This is a genomic window from Bradyrhizobium sp. SZCCHNR1053 (assembly GCF_032381235.1).
Taxonomy (GTDB): domain Bacteria; phylum Pseudomonadota; class Alphaproteobacteria; order Rhizobiales; family Xanthobacteraceae; genus Bradyrhizobium.
The window spans coordinates 402,216-424,821 of sequence record NZ_JAUHJM010000003.1; the positions used below are offsets into that span (position 1 = coordinate 402,216).

The following is a 22,606-nucleotide window of genomic DNA, read 5'->3' on the forward strand; positions in this document are numbered from 1 at the left end:
GGCGCCGACGGCGCCGATGCTTCCTCTACCATGTGAGTTCCCTTGCAAACCAGGATCGGGTGCAACAGTGCGGCCGAGGCTGGGAGATAGCTCGGCGAATTGATCGCCACTTTCCGGATCCGGGAAGATTGTCCCTAGGTACCGAAGAATATTGCCCGTTGCGACGAACTGGAGGGCTGTTTACGAATGTTAACGTTCGTAAACAGGTAAATCGGCCGTTTCTGGTGCGGATAAAGGCTCAGGGGCGTGGGCTGTTGCCGGAACCGGTCGACAAGAAACTGGGGGACGTCTTGACCAGACTGTCGGCGCTGAAGAGCGCGCTTCTCGCGACGTGTGCGTTGCTGCCTACGGCTGCGTTCGCGCAGCAAACCCTGCAGACCATCGAGGTGGTCGGCGTCTCGCCCGTTCAGGGCAGCGAGATCGCGAAGGACAAGATTCCTTCCAATGTCGAAACCATCGGGGCGCGGGAGCTCGACCACAGCCGCGCGCCGACGCTGCTCGACAGCATCCTGCAATCGGTGCCCGGGGTCTCCCTCAGCGACCAGACCGGGAACGCGTTCCAGCGCGACTTGAATTATCGCGGTCAGACCGCCTCACCCGTGCTCGGGACGCCGCAGGGCATCGCCGTCTACCAGAACGGCACCCGGATCAACGAGGCCTTCGGTGACGTCGTGAACTGGGACCTGATCCCGGAAATGGCGATTGCGCGCATGACGCTGATGCCGAACAATCCGCTGTTCGGCCTCAACGCCACCGGCGGGGCCATGTCGATCGAGATGAAGAACGGCTTCACCTACCAGGGCGGAGAAGCCCAGCTGTTCGGCGGATCGTTCGGCCGGGTCCAGTCGGGCGCGCAATACGGCTGGAACAACGGCACCTATTCGGCCTATATCGCGGCGGAGGGCGCCTATGACCGCGGCTGGCGCGACTACTCGTCGGCCTCGCAGATCCGGCGCATGTATGCCGATTTCGGCGCGCGCGGCGACAATACCGAATTCCACCTGTCCTTCACCGGCGCCGACAACAAGCTCGGCTCGGTGGCCGCGACGCCGATCGAGATGTTGAACCAGCGCTGGTCCAGCGTCTATACTTGGCCGCAGTCGCTGCATCTGCAGATGCAGATGGTGCAGGCGAGCGCGAAGTGGACACCGACCGACACGCTGTCGATCCAGGCCAACGGCTACTACCGTAACTACAAGTCGGCGCGCGTCGACGGCAATGGCACCGAAGTGCAGGACGGCGGCGGCGTGTTCGTCCTTGAGGACGCCGCCGGGACCCCGTGGGACATCAACCGCAACGGCCCAACCGCCAACACGCTGGCCGCCGATGCGGCGCTCGGCCAGATCGACCGCAACACGGTCAAGACCGACAGCTATGGTGGCTCGCTGCAGGCGACCTCGACCACGCAGCTATTCGGTCATGACAACCATTTCGTCGTCGGCGCCAGCGTCGATCACGGCAACACCAACTTCCAGGCGACCTCCGAGCTCGGCACCCTCGACAACAACCTGTTCGTCACCGGCCTCGGCGTCTATATCGACCAGCCCAACGCCGGCCTTGCTCCGGTCAACCTGAATGCCAAGAACACCTATCTCGGCGTCTACGCGACCAACACCTTCGACATCACCTCGCAGCTGGCGCTGACGGCTGGCGGCCGCTTCAACTGGGCGCAGATCAACCTGCGCGACCAGACCGGCTTCGCGCCGCTCCTGAACAGCAACAACAACTTTCAGCGTTTCAACCCGGTGGTCGGCCTGACCTACAAGATCACGCCTGATATGACCGCTTATGCCGGCTACTCCGAAGCCAACCGCGCGCCGACGCCGCTCGAGCTAGGCTGCTCCGATCCGGCCAATCCCTGCCTGATCGACAACTTCCTGATCGCCGATCCGCCGCTCAAGCAGGTGGTGTCGCGCACGGTCGAAGGCGGCCTGCGCGGCGAGATCTCCGGCGGCCGCTCGGCCTACGCTGCCGACCTGCCGGCCTACCGCAAGGCGCCGATCAAATCGGTGGCGGTCGATGACGGCTGGCGGCTGCGCTGGGGCCTCAGCCTGTTCCGCACCGAGAATTCCGACGACATCCTGCAGGTGGTCGATCCGCTCAACCCGGTGCGCGGCTATTTCAAGAACGCCGGCACCACCCTGCGCCAGGGTGTCGAGGCCAAGGTCGACCTGGCCTGGAACCGGTGGACCGCCTACGCCAACTACACCTTCATCGACGCCACCTTCCGCAGCGCCTTCGACGTCAACGATCCGTTCCTCCGGGTGCCGGTCGGCGTCGTCTCCGGCAACCACATTCCCGGCATTCCGGCGCATCGCCTGAAGCTCGGAGCGGAATATGCCGTGACCGATGCCTGGAAGGTCGGCGCGAGCGTCAACTATGTCGGCAGCCAGTACCTGCTGCACGACGAGACCAACGTCTACCCGAAGGTCCCGGCCTACTGGGTCGTGAACGTCAACACATCTTATCAGGTGACCAAGAACGTCGAGGTGTTCGGCCTGATCCAGAACCTGTTCAATCAGCGCTATTACTCGGCAGGTACCGTGTTCGACCCCGCCGGCTTCAACACCGCCGGCGGCGGAACGGCGTTCGCGCTGAACGATCCGCGCAGTATGGTTCCGGGGATGCCGCTCGCGGCCTATGCCGGCATCCGGGCGAAGTTCTGAGCCTCAGGAGCGGACGACCAGCCACCATAGGCGCATCCGCGCCGCGCCACGGCAGCCCCCCACCGTGGCAAGAAGGCCGGGAGAAATCCCGGCCTTTTCATTTGTTGATCGGAGCCAGTAGGTGTCGGAACCGGGAGCGCGAGTTCATCTCTGTGCTGTCCTCCACGGTGGAGCGGTCCGCCGTCCTTGTCGTTAAAATTTCAGATCTGGCGGAAGAGTGATGTTTCAAATGAAGCGGATGATGATAATTAGTCCGGGAGTTATGGGACTAATTCAGTTGTTAGTTTGAAAATGTCCCGGGCGCTCCTAGAAACTTTCGCCTTGCTGGCTCCTGCCCACGTTTCGATGCAATCGGTCATCAACAAGAAGCCGTGTATTGCGTACCGTGGGGCGTCAGGTGAAGTCAAAGAACAGAAAGCGCAGCGAGGCGGCTGCCGCAAGTTTTGTGTTGTTGTCGACGTGGATGGTTGCCGGCGAGGCAAGGGCCGAATGTACGACGCCAGGCGTCACCGTCACCTGCAGCGGGACCATCAGCACGGCAATCACCGTGTACGACGCCGCTGCGGCGACGGCGACGCCCTCGAGCGGCAGCAATTCCTATACGCCGGCGAACCCGGCCTTTCCGGTGACCGGCTACAATCCCAATCCGCCGACGACGATTGTCACGCTGGATTCGACGGCCGTTCGCAATCTCACCACCAACACCCAGGCCGGTCTGGCCGATCGCGGCATGATCGCGGCCAATTTTTCCAATGCCGAGGATCCGGCCGTCAACAACGTCGTCATCAACAACGCCGGCTGGCTCAGCCTCACCACCAGCCAGCTCAGCGCTGGCCGGCTTCACGTCATCGTCGCCGACAGCCAGGTCAACAGGTTCACCGTCAACAACACCGGGACGCTCGCCGCCACCCAGAATTTCTTCGGCGCGTTCGATCCCACCAAGCTGAGCGTTTCGGTCGGTGCGACCGCGACGGGCCGCTACAACGGCACCAACCTCGCCATCATCTCGGCGCTGTATTCCGACGACAACACCAACAGCTTCGTGGTGAACAACCGCGCCGGCGGCACGATCTCGGCGACCGGCAACTATGCCGCCGCCTATTACGGCCGGGCCGACACCACGATCACCAACTCCGGCACCATCGCCAACACCAGCTGGACGGCGGCGAGCCGCTTCTATGATGGGCACTGGGCCATCGGCGCCTTCGCCGGCGCCGAGTTCGATACGATCCCCGGCAGCAATCCGGATTCGCCGCTCTACAAGTTCGACGCCGGCGGCAACGTGACGGTGACCGAAACCAAGGCGCTGACGCTGACCAACACTGCCGGCGGCGTGATCAAGGGCGATATCCTGGCGCTCGACACCAATCCGCTGACCACGGCCGCGGGGCTTGCGGCGGGATCGACCCTCCCGCTGACCGGCAGCGGCTCGAACTCGGGCCCGCGCGACAGCGTCATCAGCAATGCCGGCCTGATCCAGGGCAACCTCTATCTGGGCTCGGGCGAGCACGACATCGCCAACAGCGGCACGATCTTGGGATCGATTTCGGTCGACCAGAGCGCCTCGCGCGGCTCGTTTGCGAAGGCGACCGCAGGCACCGTCGCGGGCACCTATAGCAGCTCCGGCTCGGGCACGGACGTCAACGGCAATGCCTGTCCGACGGCGGGCGCGAACACGACCGATCCGCTCTGCGCCGCCAGCACCACCCAGGCGGCGACGTTTTTCGGCGCGCGCACCTTCAATCTGGTTAACACCGGCGCGCTCGGCGGCGACATCATTATCAACGACCAGGATGGTGCGACCAATACCATCCTGCTGAAGGGCACCGGCTTCAGCGGCAACGTCGTCGCGCAGAGCGGCCTCGGCAGCAATTCGCTGACGCTCGACGGCGTGACCAGCCTCGCCAGCATCGTCAATTTCGGCATGCTCGACCTGATGAAGTCGCAGGTCACCATGAGCGGCGGGGCCGGCGTGCAGCTCGTCGATGGCGCGGTGTTGCGCACGACGATCTTCGGGTCGGGCGGCACCGCGGCAGCGCCGTCGACGAAGATCGGCAACATCACCGGCGCGGTGACCTTCGCCGGCGCGGGGACGGTTGCGCCGACGCTTCAGGGCATCGTGCGCAATGGCGACTTCTATCGTGTCGCGACGGCGGTGTCGGCGACGCCGCTCGACGTCGATTTCTCCAGCGCGCTGGTCGGCTTCACTGCCGATACCTCGACGGGGGCTCTGCTGCTGAACGCGTCCGTGCGGTCGCCCGCGACCATTGCCGGCATCTCGCCCAGCAGCCTTGCCGCGCTCAACGGCCTGCTTGGCTACAACGGCAGCAATGCGCAGCTGCAGGCGCTCGGCGGCGCGGTGCAGAGCCTCAGCACCGACCGGGAGGTGCGCGGCGCCGGCGATCAGTTGCGTCCGCTCGTCAACGGCGCCCAGGTCCAGGTGCCGCTCAGCACCGCATCGCTGTTCCAGAACCAGATCGACAACCGGCTGACGGCGGCGGCCGCGTCGCCCAATTCGCGTGTCGCCTCGGCGTTCGCCGACGACGCCGATCCGCTCGCCTCGATGCTGATGGCCTTCCATCCGAAGGCTCGTCCGACGGTGAAGGCGCCGCTGGTGTCGGCCATCGCGCCCGAGCCGGAGCGCACCGTCTGGGGCAGCCTGATCGGCACCAATGCCTCGCAGCGTGACGTGGCGGGTGTTGCCGGCTACAGCGGCAACACCGGGGGCCTCGTCGCCGGCATCGATCAGCGGATCGACAATGCGTTCCGCGTCGGTGCTGCGTTTGGCTACGCCACCAGCAGCATCGACGATCGGACCGCCGCCGGCGATGCGGTCGGCATGCAGCACTATCAGGGCACGGCGTACGCCGCCTATGTTCAGCCGTCCTGGTACGTCAACGGCTCCGCAGGCATCGCGCTGGTCGACTACACCACCACACGCCGCGTCAACTTCGCGGGCTTTACCGACACCGTCTCGGGCAGCCACAAGGGCTGGCTTACGCTGGCGCGTGGCGAGTTTGGTGTCCCGGTGAAGCTCGGCGAGGCCGTGCTGACGCCGTTCGCCGGCGTGACCTACGGCCGTCTCGATCAGCATGCCTATACCGAGACCAGCACCGCAGGTGCTGCGCTCGCGATCGCCAGGCAGGCCACCAATTCGGTGCGCTCGAACCTCGGCCTCCGCGCCACCGTTCCGTTGCTGGTCACCTCGACCTACGGCTTCGGCCTGGAGACGCTGGCGGCGTGGCGGCACGAGTTCGGCAACACCGCGCAGAACGTGACCGCAAGCTTTGCCGGCGGCAGCGCGACCTTCCTCGCCGCCGGACCGTCGCCCGAGCGCAACCTGGCCGAGCTGGGCGCCGCGCTCAAGCTGGTGGCGTTCGGCGAGCGTCAGTCGATCTCGCTGGGTTACAACGCCGTGGTGGGTAGCCAGTATCTCGAGCAGTCGGCGCTGCTGAAGGTGCGCGCGGAGTTCTGAAGCGGCTGCCTCGGGCAGGACCTGCGAAGCACGACGTCAAAGGCCGGGAGCAATCCCGGCCTTGTTGTTGCTTGACCAAAGCGTGACGTGTCTCCGCTGTCGTAGGGTGGGCAAAGGCGCGCGTGCGACACTGCATGCCACGAGCTCAACTCCACCGCGCGCCGTGCCCACCATTCCTTCCGCTTGCGCGGATGCACGGTGGGCACGCGACCGCCCTGCGGGCGGCTGCTTTGCCCACCCTACGCAGCCGGTATGAATCGTCGATGAGTCTGCTCACGATGGATTTTGGGCAATTGTCCCGCTGACCTCGTGAACGAGATCGCTGCGCGCTTCTGGAATTTGCGAAGCATCGCGATTAGTTTCTGCCGGCCTCCGCCAACTACGAACTTCCGCCACAGAACCCGACCAGCTATTGCGCATCGTATCGAGCAGCGAGGTGGTGCACGTGAGCCGTAGATCTTCAAGCCTTGTATCGATCATCACGTCATCGATGGATGCCGTTCACCGGCCCCACGTACCTCCTTGGGTACGAGCGACAATCTCTGTCGTGCTTCTCGCCGGCAGTCTGGGGGCGCATTCTCTGCTGCTTGGCGATGCGGCGGCGCGCGATCTCGATGGGCGTTACGCCAATTCTCCGCTCAAGGGCTGGTTCGAGAGTTTGCGTTCGGGCAAGGGGCCGTGCTGCTCGAATGCGGATGGCACCGCGCTCTCGGACACGGATTGGGACACGAAGGATGGCCGCTACCGTGTTCGCATTGAAGGCCAATGGTGGGTCGTTCCGGAAGAGGCCGTGGTGACCGAGCCCAATCGCGCCGGCCGGACGATGGTATGGCCCGTGTATTATCGCGAGCTGAATACGGGCCTGCGCATCGATGTGCGGTGCTTCCTGCCGGGCAGCATGATATAGGTGGGGATGTGCCGGACCGCAGAAGCGCAGGGTGGGCAAAGGCGCGAAGCGAGGTGTCGCCGCGACAGGCGCGGCCTCTCGTGCGCCGTGCCCACCACTCCCTCCGCTCTCGCGGAGGCATGGTGGGCAAGCGGCCGCCCTGCGGGCGGCTGCTTTACGTGATGGCGACTACTCCGCCGCTTGCGCCGCTTTCAGCGTTGGATAGTCGGTGTAGCCCTTCTCGCCGCCACCATAGAGCGTGGCGCGGTCGAGCTCGTTGAGCGGGGCGTTGGCCTTGAGGCGCTCGACAAGATCCGGGTTGGCGATGAAGGGCCGGCCGAAGGCGATCAGGTCGGCGGCGCCGGCGTCGAGCTGCTTGTTGGCGAGCGCGAGGTCGTAGCCGTTGTTGGCGATATAGGTGCCCTTGAAGCGCTTGCGCAGCGACGCGTAGTCGAACGGCGCGACGTCGCGCGGACCGCCGGTCGCACCCTCGATGACGTGGATGTAGACGAGCTTCAGCGCAGCGAGCTGGTCGACGATGTAGTCGAACAGCGCCTGCGGATTGGAATCGGAGATGTCGTTCGCGGGCGTCACCGGCGACAGCCGGATGCCGGTCTTGTCGGCGCCGATCGCCTCCAAGACGGCCTTGGCGACCTCGAGCATCAGCTTTGCGCGGTTCTCGATCGACCCGCCATAGGCGTCAGTGCGCTTGTTGGCGCCGTCCTTGGCGAACTGGTCGAGCAGATAGCCGTTGGCGCCGTGGATCTCGACGCCGTCGAAGCCGGCCTCGATCGCATTGAGCGCGGCCTGCTTGAACGCCGCGACGATGCCGGGAATCTCACTGAGCTCGAGCGCGCGCGGCGTCGAGACGTCGGTGAAGGTGCCGCCGACGAAGGTCTTGGTCTTGGCAGGAATCGCCGAGGGCGCGACCGGGGCGCCGCCGTTCGGTTGCAGCGAGACATGGGAGATGCGGCCGACGTGCCAGAGCTGGACGAAGATGCGGCCGCCCTTGGCGTGCACCGCGTCGGTCACCTTGCGCCAGCCGGCGATCTGCTCCTTGGAATAGATGCCGGGCGTGTCCTGGTAGCCTTGGCCCTGCTGCGAGACCTGGCTGGCCTCGGAGATCAGCAGGCCGGCGGAGGCGCGCTGGCTGTAATATTCGGCCGTCAGCGGGCCCGGCGCAAGGCCGTCCACCGCGCGGTTGCGGGTCAGCGGCGCCATTACGACGCGATTGGCCAGGGTGATCGGACCGAGCTTATGCGGCTCGAACAGTTTGGATGCACTCATCGGGTCTTTCCAGGAGAGAGGAGGGGATTGTGGTCAATTGTGCATTGCCGCGAACAGCGCAATGCCAGGAGGTATCCATCCGACGCAAACGAGCTGCGCGATCGGGGCCGCCGCAACAAGCCGTCCGTTGGGTAGCCTGCTGCAGAAAACAAAAGGGGGTCAGGCAACCCCGAGGAAGTCCCGCTTGCCGATTTCGACGCCGTTGTGGCGGAGGATGCCGTGCGCGATCGCGGCGTGGAAATAGAAGTTCGGAAACGAGACGCGGTTAACGAAGTCCTGCCCCTTCAGGGTCAGCGTGGTGTTGGGCCCGCTTGGAAAGGTCACGTCGCGGCTATCGGCGCCCTCGAACTGCGCCGGCTGGAACGTCTTCAGGTAATCGATGGTTCTGGCAAGCCGCTGGCGAAGCTCGGCGAACGTCGTCTCGGTGTCGGGTGTGCTCGGGACCTCGCTGTGGGAAAGCCGGGCGCAGCCTTTGGCGGCGAAGTCGCAGGCGAGCTGGATCTGTTTGGAGAGCGGCAGCATGTCCGGATACAGGCGAGCGCCGAGCAGGACCTCGGGGGCGATCTTTTTGGCTTCGCAATGGGCCTCGGCCTTGCTGAGCAGGCCGGACAGGCTGCCGAGGATCTGGAGGTAGGCCGGCACGGTCGAATCGTAAAAGGACATGATGCTCTCTTTTGGCAGGAGACGTCGCGACGAAAGCGCGCGCCCTCGGAGATGGGGCGGCGTCCAAGAGAATGCAACTGCATCTTTCTGATTTTGCGGTCGCCGTGCATTCCAGTCGTTCACGCTGAGGTCACGGCGATTGTGGACGCGTCCCCTAGAGGATTTCGCCAAGCCGTGGACGAAATGCCGGATCGAGGTCGTGGAGAACGACGAGCCTGGGTGGCCGAACATGGTCAGGATGAAGATCGGCGCTACAAGCCAAATTGGGCTTCAATTGTCCGTCTGCTCGCGCTTTTGTCCTGAGCGATCGTCTGGCGGTCCAATTCCAAGGTGATAAATTGGAATAGCCAAGAGCGGACGACACGGTCGCATGAAGTCGGACAATAGGTCATCAGCAATTGAGAGACGAGGAGCGTCGCGCGATGATGTCGGCTCACCTACCGTGTCGCTGTCGCTGAAGCCGGCGCCGCCTGCGCCCGCGGTGTGCCGCGCATGCCTACGAGCAGTTCCGCCGTTGGCCAGGAATCGGCCGGCAGCCCGAGCCGCAACTGCATCGTTTTGACCGCGATACGGCTCTGCTGGCCGAGCACGCCGTCGACCTTGCCGACGTCGAAACCGGCCTTCACCAGGAGCTGCTGCAGCTCCTTGATCTCGTTGAACGGCAGTTGCGCGACCGGGCCACTGGCTTTGCGCATCGGCGCCGCGCCGGCGATGCGGGTGGCGAGATAGGCCGCGGTGGTCGAATAGATCAGCGAGTTGTTCCATTCGGTATAGGCCGCGAAATTGGCGTAGGCCAGGAACGCCGGGCCGTTGCGGCCCATCGGCAGCAGCACGGAGGCTTCGAGCGGATCGTTCGGCAGCGACCGGCCGTCGGCATAGGTCACGCCGAGGCCGGCCCATTTGCTGCGCGGCGCCTTGACGGTGAGATCGGCCTGCTCCCAGGGGAAGGTCTGGGGCACGCGGATCTCCTCCAGCCAGGGTTCGCCGCGGCGCCATTTCAGCCCGGTCGCGATATAGTTCGCCGTCGAGCCGATCACGTCGGGCGCGCTGCGCAGCAGATCGCGACGGCCGTCGCCGTCATAATCGACGGCATAGGTGACGTAGTGGGTCGGCAGGAACTGAGTCTGGCCGAGCTCGCCGGCCCAGGAGCCGATCATCTCGGACGGCGCGAGGTCGCCCCGGTCGATGACCTTCAACGCGGCGATGGTCTCGTTCTGGAAGCGCTCGCTGCGGCGGCAGTCGTAGGCCAGCGACACCAGCGAGGGCAGCACCGGCAGGTTGCCCATGTTGGCGCCGAAATCGCTCTCCAGGCCCCAGAATGCGGCGATGACCGCCGGGGGCACGCCATACTCCTTCTCGGCGCGCGCGAACGCCGCCGCATGCATCCGGATGTGCTGCTGGCCGTTCTGCATCCGGTAGCTTGCGGCCATGCGGCCGGCGAACTCGGTGAACAGCTGGCCGAACACCCGCTGGCCGCGGTCGCGGTTGACGATGCTCTGGTTGTAGGTGAGGTATGGCGAGGCAGCCGCGATCGCGCTCTGCGACACGCCGTCGGCAATGGCACGCTGCTTCAGCTCGGCGAGAAACCGGTCGAAGCTCTGGCCGCTATGGCAGGCTGCGGCGCGCAAGGAAGGCGCCGGCCTCGGACGCGGCGCGGCCGCTTCCGGCGCCATTTGCGCCGCGGCGCTGACAACCAGCATGAACGAGGTTGCGAGCGCGCTGAAGATGACGCGCAAGGCAGTCGAAGAGCTTCGCATCCGGTCTCACCGATGGCTGTCAGGTCGTTGTCCAGCCATCGATATCCGATGCGGGGGGCGGGAGGGAAGGGGGCAGGGGCGAATAGCGAATGGCGAATGGGGAACGGCAAGAACCCTATTCGCTACTCGCCCTTTCACCCCACCTTCGCCAGCGCCGCCTGGGCCTCGCTCTGGATCCGCTTGAGATGCTCGGCGTCGCGAAAGCTCTCGGCATAGAGCTTGTTGACGTCCTCGGTGCCGGAGGGGCGCGCCGCGAACCAGCCGTAGTCGGTCTCGACCTTGATGCCGCCGAACGACTGGCCGTTGCCCGGAGCCTTCGTATGCACCATGCGGACGGGATCGCCGGCGAGCTCCTTCAGGTTCAGCATTTCCGGCGTCAGGGCCTTCAGCGCCGCCTTTGCCGACGGGCTCGCCGGTACGTCGATGCGCTCATAGACTGGCGCGCCGAGCTCTGCCGTCAGCTCCTTGTAGAGCTCGCTCGGGTCGCGGCCGCGCTTGGCCATGATCTCGGCCGCGAGCAGTCCGAGGATCAGGCCGTCCTTGTCGGTGGTCCACACCGTGCCGTCGCGCTTCAGGAACGACGCGCCTGCGCTCTCCTCGCCGGCGAAGCCGAAGCTGCCGGAGCCGAGGCCTTCGACGAACCATTTGAAGCCGACGGGGGTTTCGACGAGCTTGCGGCCGAGCTTGCGCGCGACGCGATCGATCATCGAGCTCGACACGATGGTCTTGCCGATCGCGGCGTCGCTTCGCCAATCGGGCCGGTGCGCGAACAGATAGGAGATGGCCGTCGCCAGATAGTGGTTGGGATTCATCAGCCCGCCCGAACGCGTGACGATGCCATGGCGGTCGGCGTCGGTGTCGTTGGCAAACGCGACATCGAAGCGCTCGCGCATGCCGATCAGGCTCGCCATCGCGTAGGGCGATGAGCAGTCCATCCGGATCTTGCCGTCCCAGTCCGCGGTCATGAAGCGGAAGGTGGGATCGACGAGCTCGTTCACGATGGTGGCATTGAGGCCGTAGCGCTCGATGATCGGCGCCCAATAGGCGATCGCAGCGCCGCCGAGCGGATCGATGCCGATCTTGATGCCAGCCGCCTTGACGGCGTCGAGATCGACGGTGTTGGCGAGATCGGCGACGTAGGGCGTGATGTAGTCGTAAGCGTGCACCGAGTCGCGCTGCTTGGCATGACTGTAGCTGATGCGCGACACGCCATCGAGGTCGTTGGCGAGATAGACATTGGCCTGCCGCTCGATCTCGGCGGTCGCGTCGGTGTCGGCGGGACCGCCATGCGGCGGATTGTATTTGTAGCCGCCATCCTCCGGCGGATTGTGCGACGGCGTGATGACGACGCCGTCGGCGAGATGCGCCGTGCGGCCCTTGTTGTAGGAGATGATGGCGTGCGAGATCACCGGTGTCGGCGTGTAGCCGCCGTCCTTGTCGACCATCACCTCGACGCCATTGGCGCCGAACACTTCCAGCGCGCTGGCGAGCGCCGGCTCGGCCAGCGCGTGGGTGTCGATGCCGACGAAGAGGGGGCCGTCGAGGCCCTGCTGGCGCCGGTAGTCGCAGAGCGCCTGGCTGGTGGCGAGAATGTGGTTCTCGTTGAAGCCGGTCTTCAACGACGAGCCGCGATGGCCCGACGTGCCGAACGCGACGCGCTGGGTCGGCCGGTGCGGGTCGGGCTTCAGCGCATAATAGGCCGTGATCAGCCGCGGAATGTTGGCGAGCGCGGCATTGGCGATCGGCTTGCCGGCTGCGGGGTCTGTCTTGGCCATGGAGCATCCTTCGCAAGTTCGAGAAACATCTGCGGCGGCGCTTCGTTCCGCCGCGGCGGGCGCAGGGAACGCGGGGCGTCGCGACGAACCTGCCGCAACATGGCGGCGTGCGGTGATCCGATCAACGGAATTCGTGCACGCCCCCCGCGGCGGCGTGAAGCCTATTTGATATCCGCTGAGGGAATGCCGGGTTCTCGCGGTCGAGGCCGGCCAATGCCGCCGCCTTGTGCGCGCGACATTAACCACGCCTCACTGAGTCCGCGTGCCGGGACCGGCGCTTAAGCCTGAGTTTAACGGATGGCCCTTGAAATAGCAGGCCAAAGCAGAGGCGCGTCCCGTGCGCAGGAGAGTCGTCAGGAGCGGAAAAGTGAGAGCGCTTTGTCTCGGCGCGTTGGCCGTCGTTTCAACCTTGGCCCTGGCCGGCTGCAGCCACCAGGTGACGCCGCAAGTGGCCTCGCCTTGCGTCGATCTGAGCGGAAGGCCCTGCGTGGACGGTCCCGTCGCCGACCAGCCGCCGCAATCATTGGAGCCTGCCAAGACGATCCGTAAGCCTGCAGCCGCGGTCGCGCGCCGCGCGGCCCTGCAGCGCAAGCACGCCCACGCCGCAAAGCGCCGGGTCAAGCCGCAAATCGTCACCGCCAAGACGACTGAAAAGCCGATTGAAAAGGCGATTGATAAACCGATCGAAAAGCCGCTCGCGGCGCCGGCGCAAACGCCGCGGCCCGATCCGGTCGCGCCGGCTGACGGCGCGCCCGCGCCGGTGATCAAGACCCCCTCCGCCACGACGGATATGCCGAATCCGGCCAAGGTCCAGAGCGACGTCATGGTGGCTGCGGTGACGGTGGCGGCCGAGCTGGCCGAGCGGATGACCGCGCTGCGTGTCCCCGAGGGGCCCGCCGACAGTCATCTCGTCGCGGTGCTGCTGACGCGTCCCACCGTGCGCGGAGTCGCCGATCTCAGCGGCAAGGTGATCGCGATCGACGAGCGCTATGCCAAGTCCAACGCGAAGATCACCGCGGCCATGAATGCGGCCGGTGCGACGGAGGTGCTGCTGCTGGAAGGACAGGCCACCGCGATCACCCGGCTGAACAATGGCGAGGTGAGCGCAGCCGTGGTGGCCCTGGTCTCGCCGGAGGCCGCGGAGGCGTTTCCGAAGATCGCGGGCTTTCGCCGGTTCTCTGTCGTCCTGAAGCCGTAGCTTCAGGACGCTTTGTCACAGGCCGGCTAGGTCGCAGCGGTGCTGCGCGCCGGCCGCGGCAACGCCGCGCCTTTTGCGGCGGCGATGCCCCTGGGAAAGCCGCTGCGGTCGCTGTAGAGGCGCTTGCGGCCGCGTCGCGGATCGTGCTGGCTCTTGACGTCCTGGGCGCACATGTAGTCCAGCGCCGTGATGCCTCCGACCATGACCAGCGCCGCCAGCACGCTGCCCACGCGCGGATTGCTCGGCCTGAGCTCACCGGCCAGCGTCGTCATGTCGAGCCCATCGCCGGCGACGCGGCTCAGCAGGCCGGCCCGCTTCTCCACCGAGAGCGTGGCACGCCGGCGAACAGCTCGCGCACGCCATAGGCGCGCACCAGTCCCTCGCGGCCCTCCATGCCGAGCGCATGGGTGACGCGGTGCGGCGCCAGCAGCTCCAGCGTGCCGAGCGCAATGCTGAACCAGCCGAGCCCGCGGGCCAGTCGATCGGCCGGCGTCAGCGAGCTCGGGCCGGTCGAGATGATCTTGGGGTCGCCTTTCGACCTCACGAGATTCGAGACATGAAACATGCGATGCGATCCCTTATGGCTTCAGCACGACCTTGACGCAGCTGTCCTGCTTGGCGCGATCGACTACGCTATCGGGCTGCGCCAGGGTGACATGGCTCTCGAAGCCGACGCAATCGATGCACTTCTCCGGGCCCTTGTTGTCGGTCAGCTCGTTCAGCCGTCTGACCACGCTCTCCTTGTCGAAATTGATGGGGATGGCGCCGCTGGCTTCGGCCATCGCCAGCCGCTCCGGAATGCGGTCGATCGCAATCACCTTGGCGGCGCCGAGCAGGATGGCGCTGCGGATCGCCATCTGTCCCACCGGGCCGCAACCCCACACAGCGACGGTATCGTCCGGCTCGATGTCGCATTGCGCGGCCGCCTGCCATCCGGTTGGGAAGATGTCGCTGAGAAACAGCGCCTGCTCGTCCGTCAAGCCGTCGGGAACCTTGATATGCGTGGCGTCGGCGAACGGCACGCGCAGATACTCGGCCTGGCCGCCCGGATAGCCGCCGGTGAGATGCGTGTAGCCGAACAGGCCTGCGGTGGTGTGTCCGAACACCTTCTCGGCAAGATGCTTGTTGCGGTTGGTGGTCTCACAGACCGAGAAATTGCCGCGTCGGCACTGCTCGCATTCGCCGCAGATGATGGTGAAGGGCACGACGATGCGGTCGCCCTTCTTGAGCTTGCCGTTGACACCGGAACCGACCTCGACGACCTCGCCCATGGTCTCGTGGCCCATGATGTCGCCGGGCATCATCGCCGGGATGTAGTTGTGGAACAGATGCAGGTCGGAGCCGCAGATCGCGCAGCTCGTCACCTTGATGATGGCATCCCTGTCATGCTCGATCTCGGGATCGCTCACCGTGTCGCAGCGAATGTCCTCTTTGCCATGCCAAACCAGCGCCTTCATACAGTCCTCCGGGCAGAATGTTGCGGAGGCAAGTCGAAGGGCGCGGCGATGGTTGCTATCGAAGGCGCAATTTTCGGAGGTGGCGAGGCGTCCGCTCGGAGCCCGGCTCAGGCCGACTTGGCGGCCTTCTTCGCCGTGGCCCTCGCAGGAGCCTTCCTGGCCGCCTTGCGAGCTTGCGGCTTGGCTGCCGCGGCGTCGGCCTTTTTCTCCGGAGGCTTGGACTCCGCCTTCCTGGGCAGCTCCGCGGCGGCGGCCTGGCGCATCGCGCGGGCGTAGCTGTCGGCGACGTTGTCGGCGGAGATCAGGAGCCGTCGGGCGGCGGCATTGGCCTGCTCGACTGCCTCGCGAGCGAGCAGCTTGAAGCGCTCCTTGGCGTCCTTGTCCTTGGCCTTGACGGCCATGCCGTTGAAGCGGTCCCTGCGCTTCTTCGCCGCCGCCAGAATGGCCTTGTTCTGCTGCTTGGCCAGTTGCCGGATCACGGCATCAAGATCGGCATCCGCCATCGTCGTCCTCAACTCCCCCAGAGAATCAGCGCGCCCCGGCGCTGCAAACCGCGCGGACTATGCAATCGGCGCAGCCGCTTTGCAATCGGGGTACCAGAGGAGGGGTGCCGCGCAGATCAGGGGGCGGCGGGCGGATGAGACCCGTCCGGCATTCCGTGTTGGGCCCGCCAAAAACACTGTCCGCATGGCAGTCATGTCACTCTGAGTGGTGCATCGACACCGCCGGAAGGCCGCTTACGACAATCGGAAACGCAACGTAACCAATTCTCGGCAATTCCATCAATTCCAATGCAACGCTTGATCCGCAACATTCCCGGCAACATCACCGTGTTCGTTGGAGTGTGGCCGTGCTGGCCGGAAATAGATACCTCAGGCTATTGTCGCGTTTCCGTCGCGACCAGAGCGGCAACATCGCGATCATCTTCGCGCTTGCTTTGCTCCCGATCCTCGCCTTCGTCGGCTCGGCGATCGACTATTCGATGGCCGTGCGCGCCAAGGCGAAGCTGTCGGCTTCGATCGACGCCGCGATGCTGGCTGCGACCGGCTACACCGCCATGCGCGGCGCCGCGTCGGATGCCAAGACGGCGGCGACCAACATGTTCAACGGCCAGATGGCGGCGCACAATCTGGCGGCGGACTCGCTGAACATCGATATCAGCGACAGCGTCACCGCGCGGACCGTGACCGGCAGCGCCACCGTGGTGGTCAAGACGGCCTTCATGCACATGTTCGGCTACCCGACCATGACGGTCTCGGCCTCGTCGTCGGCTTCGGCCTCGTTCCCGACCTATATGGACTTTTACGTTCTGCTCGACAACTCGCCGTCGCAGGGCCTCGGCGCAACCACGGCCGACATGACGACGCTGCAGAATGCGACGTCCGACAAGTGCGCCTTCGCCTGCCACGACACCTATACGTCGAGCTCGAAGAAGACGCTGCAGACCAACAGCTATTATTCCATCGCCAAGAAGAAGGGCGTGACGATGCGCATCGACGTCGTCCGGAGCGCGACGCAGTCGCTCACGGACACGGCGACCGCCAGCCAGGTCGTCAGCAACCAGTACCGCATGGCGGTCTACAGCCTGGGCAGCGACTGCGGCTCGCTCGGCCTCACGACCATCGCCAGCCTGTCCTCGAGCATGTCCTCGGTGAAATCGTCGGTCGGTTCGCTCGACCTGATGACGATCCCCTACAGCGGCTACAACAACGACATGTGCAGCGATTTCGACGGTGCGATGTCCGCGATGAACGGCGTCATCCCGACCCAGGGCGATGGCTCGTCGACCAAGCCGCAGAAATGGCTGTTCTTCGTCTCCGACGGCGTCGCCGACTATTCCTATCCGACCACCTGCAGCAAGACAGTTCTCTCGGGCGGCCGCTGCCAGGAGCCGCTGAACACGACGACCTGCGATGCGTTGAAGGCTCGTGGCATCAAGATCGCCGTGCTCTACACCACCTATCTCGCGATCACCAACAACAGCTGGTACACGACCTATATCGCGCCATGGCGGGATTCGATCAGCGGCATCATGAAATCGTGCGCCAGCCCGGGCTACTACTACGAAGTCGATTCGAGCGGCAGCATCGGCGCAGCGCTTACCGCGCTGTTCCAGCAGGCGATCGCATCGGCGCATCTGACCAAATAGGGCAGGTCGTCCAGGCGCTCATGCGGGAAGTGCGACGAGCTGCTCCAGCGTCGCGCCATCCCTGAGGACGGCCAGGATCTCACGGCGCGACAGGAAGCGGATCGCCTGCGTGAACGAGCCGGCCCCCGCGATCCGCGCCTTGGCGGTGGCGAGGTCGACGTCGATGTCGCCCGGCTCGCGCCGCTGTGGCGCGGGCAGGGCATCGACATGCTGTCGCCGCAGCTCGGCATTCCGCTGCAGCGCGACCAGCGCGGCCTCGCGGCGGGGCTCGGGCTCATCGGCAAGCTCCCGCGCCCGGATCAGCACGCGCGGCGGCGTCCGGTCCTCGGGCGTCACGAACAGGGCGGTGCCGGTGCTGCGGCCGCCCGTCAGAAGTCCGATCGGAATCGACAGCACGAGGCCGGCAATGACCGGCGACATCCAGGCGAGCAGAGGCAGCGACACCGCATAGGCGCTGGCAGCCATTGCGAGGCCGCACAGGGTGGGCAGCGCGAACTTTCGATAGATCTCCTGCCGGCTCACGCCGCCGTCGCTGCGGCGCTGTACCTGCCAGCCGGCGTCGCGTCCCAGCAGGATCTCGGTCACCGCGACCGACTGGAAGATCATCATCGAGGGCGCGATCAGCGCAGCCAGCACGGTCTCCGCCAGCACGGCGACGCAGAGGCGCAACCCGCCGCCAAAGCCTCGGCGGCGCGTCGGCGTGAACAACGTGCCGAGGCAGGCGAGCAGCTTCGGCAGCATCAGCAGGCCGAGCGTCGCCGCGAAGACCTGGGCGGCGAGCACCGGGTCCTGGGCCGGCCAAGTCGGAAACAGCGCAAAGCCCTTCGGGAAGTATTCCGGCCGGACGAAATTGGCCTGCAGCGAAATCAGGATGCCGAGCACGAGGAAGGCGAACCACAGCGGCGCGGTGATGTAGGCGCCAATGCCGATCAACAGGTGCAGCCGCGATACCCAATGCAGGCCGCGCGCCGGCAGCACCGCCAAATGCTGCAGATTGCCCTGGCACCAGCGCCGGTCGCGCGCGGCATGGTCGATCAGCGATGGCGGGACTTCCTCGAAGCTGCCGTCGAGGTCGACCGTCATGTAGATGCCCCAGCCGGCGCGGCGCATCAGCGCGGCTTCTATGAAGTCGTGGCTGAGAATATGCCCGCCGAACGGCTTGCGGCCGCGCAACTCCGGTAGGGCCGCGTCCTGCGCGAACGCCGCGACGCGAATGATGGCGTTGTGGCCCCAATAGTTGCCTTCGGCGCCGTACCACCAGGCATTGCCGGCGGCGATGACCGGCCCGTAGAGTCGGCCGGCGAACTGCTGAAGGCGAGCGAAGAGACTGGTGCCGTTGACGATCACGGGCAGGGTCTGGATCAGCGCCGCTTGCGGGGCGTGCTCCATCGCATGCGCCAGCCGCACCACGGTCGGGCCGCTCATCAGGCTGTCGGCGTCGAGGATGATCATGTGATCATAAGCCGCGCCGAAGCGCCGCACCCATTCGGCGATGTTGCCCGCCTTGCGGGCGACATTGTCGGCGCGGTGCCGGTAGAACACGCGATCGGTGCCGCAGGCCTCGCGCAGCGCCAGAAATGCGGCCTCCTCGCCGATCCAGATGTCGGGATCGGTGGTGTCGCTCAGCAGAAACCAGTCGAAGCGCTCGGCCTGACCGGTCTCGGCGACGGATTCGATCATGGCCCGCAGCCGCACCATCACCGCATGCGGATCCTCGTTGTAGGTCGGCAGCAGCATCGCCGTGCGGCTTGCGAGATCGGGCAGAGGGCCGTCGATGTCGATCGCGATCGTATCGCGCCGCCGCCCCAGCAAGGCATAGAAGCCGGCCAGCGCGCACACGAAGGCGAAGGCGATCCACGCAAGCAGGATCGAGAACAGCACCAGCACCATGCCTTCCAGCACGGTCACCCCGCCGACCTCGACCACTTCGTACATCTTGTAGCAGCCGGCCAAGGTCAACGCGGCCGTGCCGGCGAAGATCAGCGCGCGCCGCAACGCGATGCGTGGCCCGCTCGTGATCGCCTGTTGCGCCGCCGGAACGTGATGCAGCGGCGACGGCTCCATCGCGAGCGGCGCTTCTGCGGGAAGGAAGCCGTTGATCGCCGCGCGATGAGGCGCGCGCATCTGCCTTGAGGTTACGGCGTCCATCGATAGATCCAGCTCTCGGAGACGAGCTTGTCATTGGCGGTGAGCTCGGCGCGCAGCTCGACCGGTGCGCCATTCACGGCACATTGGAAGCTCAGCCGCCATCCGCCCGTCACGGGGTTGGGCTGCGTGACGATGTTGGTCACCTCCGCTTTGTCGGCGCTGACCACGCCCTTGACCTGGCCCGGATCGAGTTCCTTCAAGGCGTCTCCCTCGAGCTCGAGCACGAACAACCGTCCTTCGCCGTGAACGCCGACGCCGGTGCGAGTGACGCGCGCGAGCGCATGCGGCTTCGGCGCATCCTGGCCCCAATGCAGGCGGTAGGTCATGTTGTGCTCTCCCTTGGCGGCGAGCGGCGCCTTCGGTCGCCAGAATGCGGCGATGTTGTCGTGGATCTCCTGCTTGGTCGGAATCTCGAACAGCACCACCGCGCCGTCACCCCAGTCACCGATCGGCTCGATCCACAGGCTCGGCCGCCGTTCGAAATGCGATTCCAGATCCTGGTAGGCGGCGTATTTTCGCTCCCGCTGCATCAAGCCGAAGCCGCGCGGGTTGAGATCGTTGAACACGCTGACCTGCAGGTCTCGCGGATTGCTCAGGGGGCGCCACAACTGCTCGCCCTTGCCGTTGAACATCGCCAGCCCGTCGGAATCGTGCACGGCGGGGCGGAAGTCGTCGACGTCGTTGCGGTCGTTGGGTCCGAAGAAGAACATGCTGGTCATCGGCGCGAGCCCGGCGTGAGCGATCTCGACGCGCGGATACAGCGAGGCCTCGACGTCGAACACGGTCGTCTCGCCGGGACGGATGGTGAACCGGTAGGAGCCGGTGGCGCTCTTGCTGTCGAGCAGCGCGTGCACCACCATCGCGGTGGCGCCGCCCGTCGGCTTCTCGAGCCAGAACGCCTTGAACACCGGAAATTCCTCGCCCTTGGCCTCGCCGGTGTCGATCGACAGCCCCCGCGCGGAGAGCCCGTAGATCTCGCCCTTGGCGACCGCGCGAAAATAGCTCGCGCCAAGAAACACACAGACCTCGTCGTAGTAGTCCGGCCGGTTCATCGGCGCGTGGATGCGGAAGCCGGCAAAGCCGAGATCGGCGGCCGGGAACGCCGCGACCTGCTGACCGAATGCAAAGTCCTCCGGACGATAGGCCACGGGCTTGGCCTGCCCGTCGGCAATCTCGTAGATGTCGACCCGGTCCTTGTAGATGGAGCCGCGGTGGAAGAACTGCGCCTGGAACGGCAGGTTATCGCCGCGCCACAGCGCATGGTCCGGCAGGAAGCGGATCGAGCGATAGGCGTCGTAGTCGAGCTTGGCCAGCGCGTCCGGCAGCTTGTCGTCCGGCGCAGCGTAGGGCTTGGCCGCGAGATTGCGCGCGAGGTCGCGGACAGTGGCTGCACTGAACGGCTGCGCCGCTGCCGACGCACTCCGCGCCAGCGATGCGGCGACCGGGATCGCAGCCGCAGATTGAATGAACTGACGGCGATTCAACTTATTCTCGCTTTGCTGCATGGAACTGCGGAGCAACATTTCTGAAGGCGTCGGGTTCCATCGGGAAGCGCGACCTTTCAGCCCGAATAATCGATCGTCGTGTCCGAACGGCACATGAACGACGATCATGACGCCGCTGACCGGTCGTTGCTCGCACGGCTCTATATTGGCAAAGGCGAGGGGGGAGGCTTCAACGTCGGACGAGGCCGATCCGACCTGGTCGACGGTCGGTCGGCAAGGCGTCAGCCGATCTGGAACGCAACCATACGCGCAAGCCCGTCACTTCCGGACACTCCGCCGTCCCTTCAGGTACGATGAGCCAGTCTCCCAAGCCGCTGCTCCCTTCGATCCTGTCGCAGCGATAGCCGGGATGGTTGCTAAGGCCACGGCCGATCAACACGTCGACCTTCCCTTCGACCAACTCATGCAAGCCGGCCGGCTGCACGACCCGCAATCCGATGTCGGGATGTGTGCCGCGGAAATGCTCCAGCGCGAGGCGACGCAAATCGAAGCCGTCGTGGACGCCCAGTTGCAGCAGCACCGCGCATCGGGGTTTGAGCTGCGAGGTCGCATCTGCGATGCGGCGAAAGCCGTCGGAGATCCCGACCAGATAGGACTGTCCCTCCGCCGTCAGGACGAGTTGCTTGTGCAGCCGCTCGAACAGACGCACCCCGAGGCGCAGTTCGAGGGCCTTCACGTGCTGCCCGATAGCGGCGGGCGTCACATGCAGCTCATGCGCAGCCAGCTTGAAGCTGAGATGTCGCGCCGCAGCTTCGAAGGCTCGGAGCGCGTTCAGGGGAGGGAGGCTGTAGGTCATCGTCAGGCACTCTGGCACGGCAGGTCCGTAGGCCTGCAATAGATTTTCTTTCGCTGAGCCGCAGAAACTCTGCTTTGAGGCCCGCGGATGGTCGCGGGTAGGGTTGCTTGCTCAACGTGCTGGCCGGACAGGTCCGGCAACGAAGGAGGTTCGATGTCCGATATCCATCTCTTCTACCAGACGCACATCGGCGCCATGCAGGACGCCATGCGCCAGCGCCTCGACCTTGCCGGTCCCTTCCTGAGCCAGCGGGCTGAGCTGTCTGACATCGATGCAATCAGGACCGACGTCCTGAAGGAGTTCGACGTCGTGCTCAACCAGCTTCCATATGTCGGAGGCGCCGCAAGCCGCATGACCGCGTTCTTCATGCAGCTCATCGGCTTCATGGCCATGAGCCGTGTGCTCCGGCGACACGGCTTGCCATCCGCCGTGATCGGCGACATCGAACGAGAGGTCCACAAGGCGCAGCTGCTCACGGAGCCTGAAGCGCAGCGTCTCGAAGCGGGCCGCCGATTCATGTCGCCCGAGAACCGGAGCTTCTTGCGTCAACAGGCGGCGTTGAGTACATCGGAAAGCCATCGGCACGAATTTCCTGACGACTTCGTCTACGACGTCGTCGAGCCCGGCCCGAGTGACACCTTCGAATTCGGCATCGACTACAAGGCTTGCGGCTTCTGCAAATTCGCCGCTCGTCATGGTGACAAGGACATCCTGCCGAACATCTGCGGGCTGGACGTCGACGCCTATGCGACGCGCGGCGTCCGGCTCGAGCGGACGCAGACGCTGGCCGGTGGCGCAAGCCACTGCAACTTCCGCTTCTCGCGGCTGGCCTCGGATTAGGTCG

15 protein-coding genes and 2 pseudogenes are annotated in these 22,606 nt (G+C 65.5%); 6 read left to right on the plus strand and 11 right to left on the minus strand.

The features are described 5' to 3' along the window. The first annotated feature begins 290 nt into the window (after positions 1-290). Positions 291-2,666, plus strand: a complete 2,376-nt coding sequence (locus QX051_RS11050) for a TonB-dependent receptor (RefSeq protein ID WP_315776118.1) — start codon at positions 291-293, stop codon at positions 2,664-2,666. 393 nt (positions 2,667-3,059) lie between these two features. Here the strand turns inward: QX051_RS11050 and QX051_RS11055 are convergent, their stop codons facing one another. Next, positions 3,060-3,212, minus strand: coding sequence for a hypothetical protein (locus QX051_RS11055; RefSeq protein WP_315773427.1), 153 nt, complete (start codon positions 3,210-3,212; stop codon positions 3,060-3,062). 1 nt (position 3,213) lies between these two features. Here QX051_RS11055 and QX051_RS11060 point away from each other — a divergent pair, with 1 nt between their 5' ends. After that, positions 3,214-6,141, plus strand: a complete 2,928-nt coding sequence (locus QX051_RS11060) for an autotransporter domain-containing protein (protein WP_315776120.1) — start codon at positions 3,214-3,216, stop codon at positions 6,139-6,141. A 490-nt stretch (positions 6,142-6,631) separates the two neighbouring features. Next, positions 6,632-7,048: a hypothetical protein gene (locus QX051_RS11065; protein WP_409998089.1), complete on the plus strand. Its 417-nt coding sequence runs from the start codon at positions 6,632-6,634 to the stop codon at positions 7,046-7,048. Between the two features lie 168 nt (positions 7,049-7,216). Here the strand turns inward: QX051_RS11065 and QX051_RS11070 are convergent, their stop codons facing one another. The 4 genes from QX051_RS11070 to pgm all read right to left on the minus strand — a co-directional run bounded on the left by QX051_RS11070 (position 7,217) and on the right by pgm (position 12,509). Further along, entirely contained in the window at positions 7,217-8,314 is a 1,098-nt protein-coding gene (locus QX051_RS11070) for an alkene reductase (protein WP_315776122.1), read from the minus strand. Between the two features lie 159 nt (positions 8,315-8,473). After that, the gene (locus tag QX051_RS11075) at positions 8,474-8,977 is read right to left on the minus strand and encodes a DUF1993 domain-containing protein (RefSeq protein ID WP_315717326.1); all 504 of its coding nucleotides are present in this window, start codon (positions 8,975-8,977) and stop codon (positions 8,474-8,476) included. Between the two features lie 437 nt (positions 8,978-9,414). Next, on the minus strand, positions 9,415-10,650 hold the full coding sequence (locus tag QX051_RS11080; RefSeq protein ID WP_315776260.1) for a lytic murein transglycosylase: 1,236 nt from the start codon (positions 10,648-10,650) through the stop codon (positions 9,415-9,417). Between the two features lie 218 nt (positions 10,651-10,868). After that, a complete protein-coding gene (gene pgm, locus QX051_RS11085) occupies positions 10,869-12,509 on the minus strand; it encodes a phosphoglucomutase (alpha-D-glucose-1,6-bisphosphate-dependent) (protein WP_315776123.1) in 1,641 nt (546 codons plus the stop codon). 487 nt (positions 12,510-12,996) lie between these two features. On the opposite strand from pgm, the gene QX051_RS11090 reads away from it, so the two are divergent. Continuing rightward, the gene (locus QX051_RS11090; protein WP_315776124.1) at positions 12,997-13,707 is read left to right on the plus strand and encodes a hypothetical protein; all 711 of its coding nucleotides are present in this window, start codon (positions 12,997-12,999) and stop codon (positions 13,705-13,707) included. Positions 13,708-13,733: 26 nt separating this feature from the next. On the opposite strand, the pseudogene QX051_RS11095 reads toward QX051_RS11090, so the two are convergent. From QX051_RS11095 to QX051_RS11105, 3 genes and pseudogenes are all read right to left on the minus strand, one after another. Then, positions 13,734-14,272: pseudogene (locus tag QX051_RS11095) on the minus strand (hypothetical protein). 46 nt (positions 14,273-14,318) lie between these two features. Continuing rightward, a pseudogene (locus tag QX051_RS11100) lies at positions 14,319-15,164 on the minus strand (alcohol dehydrogenase catalytic domain-containing protein); the annotation flags it as partial. 107 nt (positions 15,165-15,271) lie between these two features. After that, positions 15,272-15,667, minus strand: coding sequence for a hypothetical protein (locus tag QX051_RS11105; RefSeq protein ID WP_315776125.1), 396 nt, complete (start codon positions 15,665-15,667; stop codon positions 15,272-15,274). A 347-nt stretch (positions 15,668-16,014) separates the two neighbouring features. Here QX051_RS11105 and QX051_RS11110 point away from each other — a divergent pair, with 347 nt between their 5' ends. After that, the gene (locus tag QX051_RS11110; RefSeq protein WP_315738376.1) at positions 16,015-17,313 is read left to right on the plus strand and encodes a TadE/TadG family type IV pilus assembly protein; all 1,299 of its coding nucleotides are present in this window, start codon (positions 16,015-16,017) and stop codon (positions 17,311-17,313) included. 18 nt (positions 17,314-17,331) lie between these two features. Here the strand turns inward: QX051_RS11110 and mdoH are convergent, their stop codons facing one another. The 3 genes from mdoH to QX051_RS11125 form a co-directional block, all read right to left on the minus strand. Next, positions 17,332-19,461 (minus strand): glucans biosynthesis glucosyltransferase MdoH, encoded by a 2,130-nt coding sequence (mdoH, locus tag QX051_RS11115; protein ID WP_315776126.1) that lies wholly within the window; start codon positions 19,459-19,461, stop codon positions 17,332-17,334. Continuing rightward, positions 19,449-20,945 (minus strand): glucan biosynthesis protein G, encoded by a 1,497-nt coding sequence (locus QX051_RS11120; protein ID WP_315776127.1) that lies wholly within the window; start codon positions 20,943-20,945, stop codon positions 19,449-19,451. Before QX051_RS11120 ends, mdoH begins: the two co-directional genes overlap by 13 nt. 190 nt (positions 20,946-21,135) lie before the next feature. Then, entirely contained in the window at positions 21,136-21,762 is a 627-nt protein-coding gene (locus QX051_RS11125; protein WP_315776128.1) for a LysR family transcriptional regulator, read from the minus strand. 153 nt (positions 21,763-21,915) lie between these two features. Here QX051_RS11125 and QX051_RS11130 point away from each other — a divergent pair, with 153 nt between their 5' ends. Continuing rightward, on the plus strand, positions 21,916-22,602 hold the full coding sequence (locus QX051_RS11130) for an L-2-amino-thiazoline-4-carboxylic acid hydrolase (RefSeq protein WP_315776129.1): 687 nt from the start codon (positions 21,916-21,918) through the stop codon (positions 22,600-22,602). Positions 22,603-22,606: the final 4 nt, after the last annotated feature.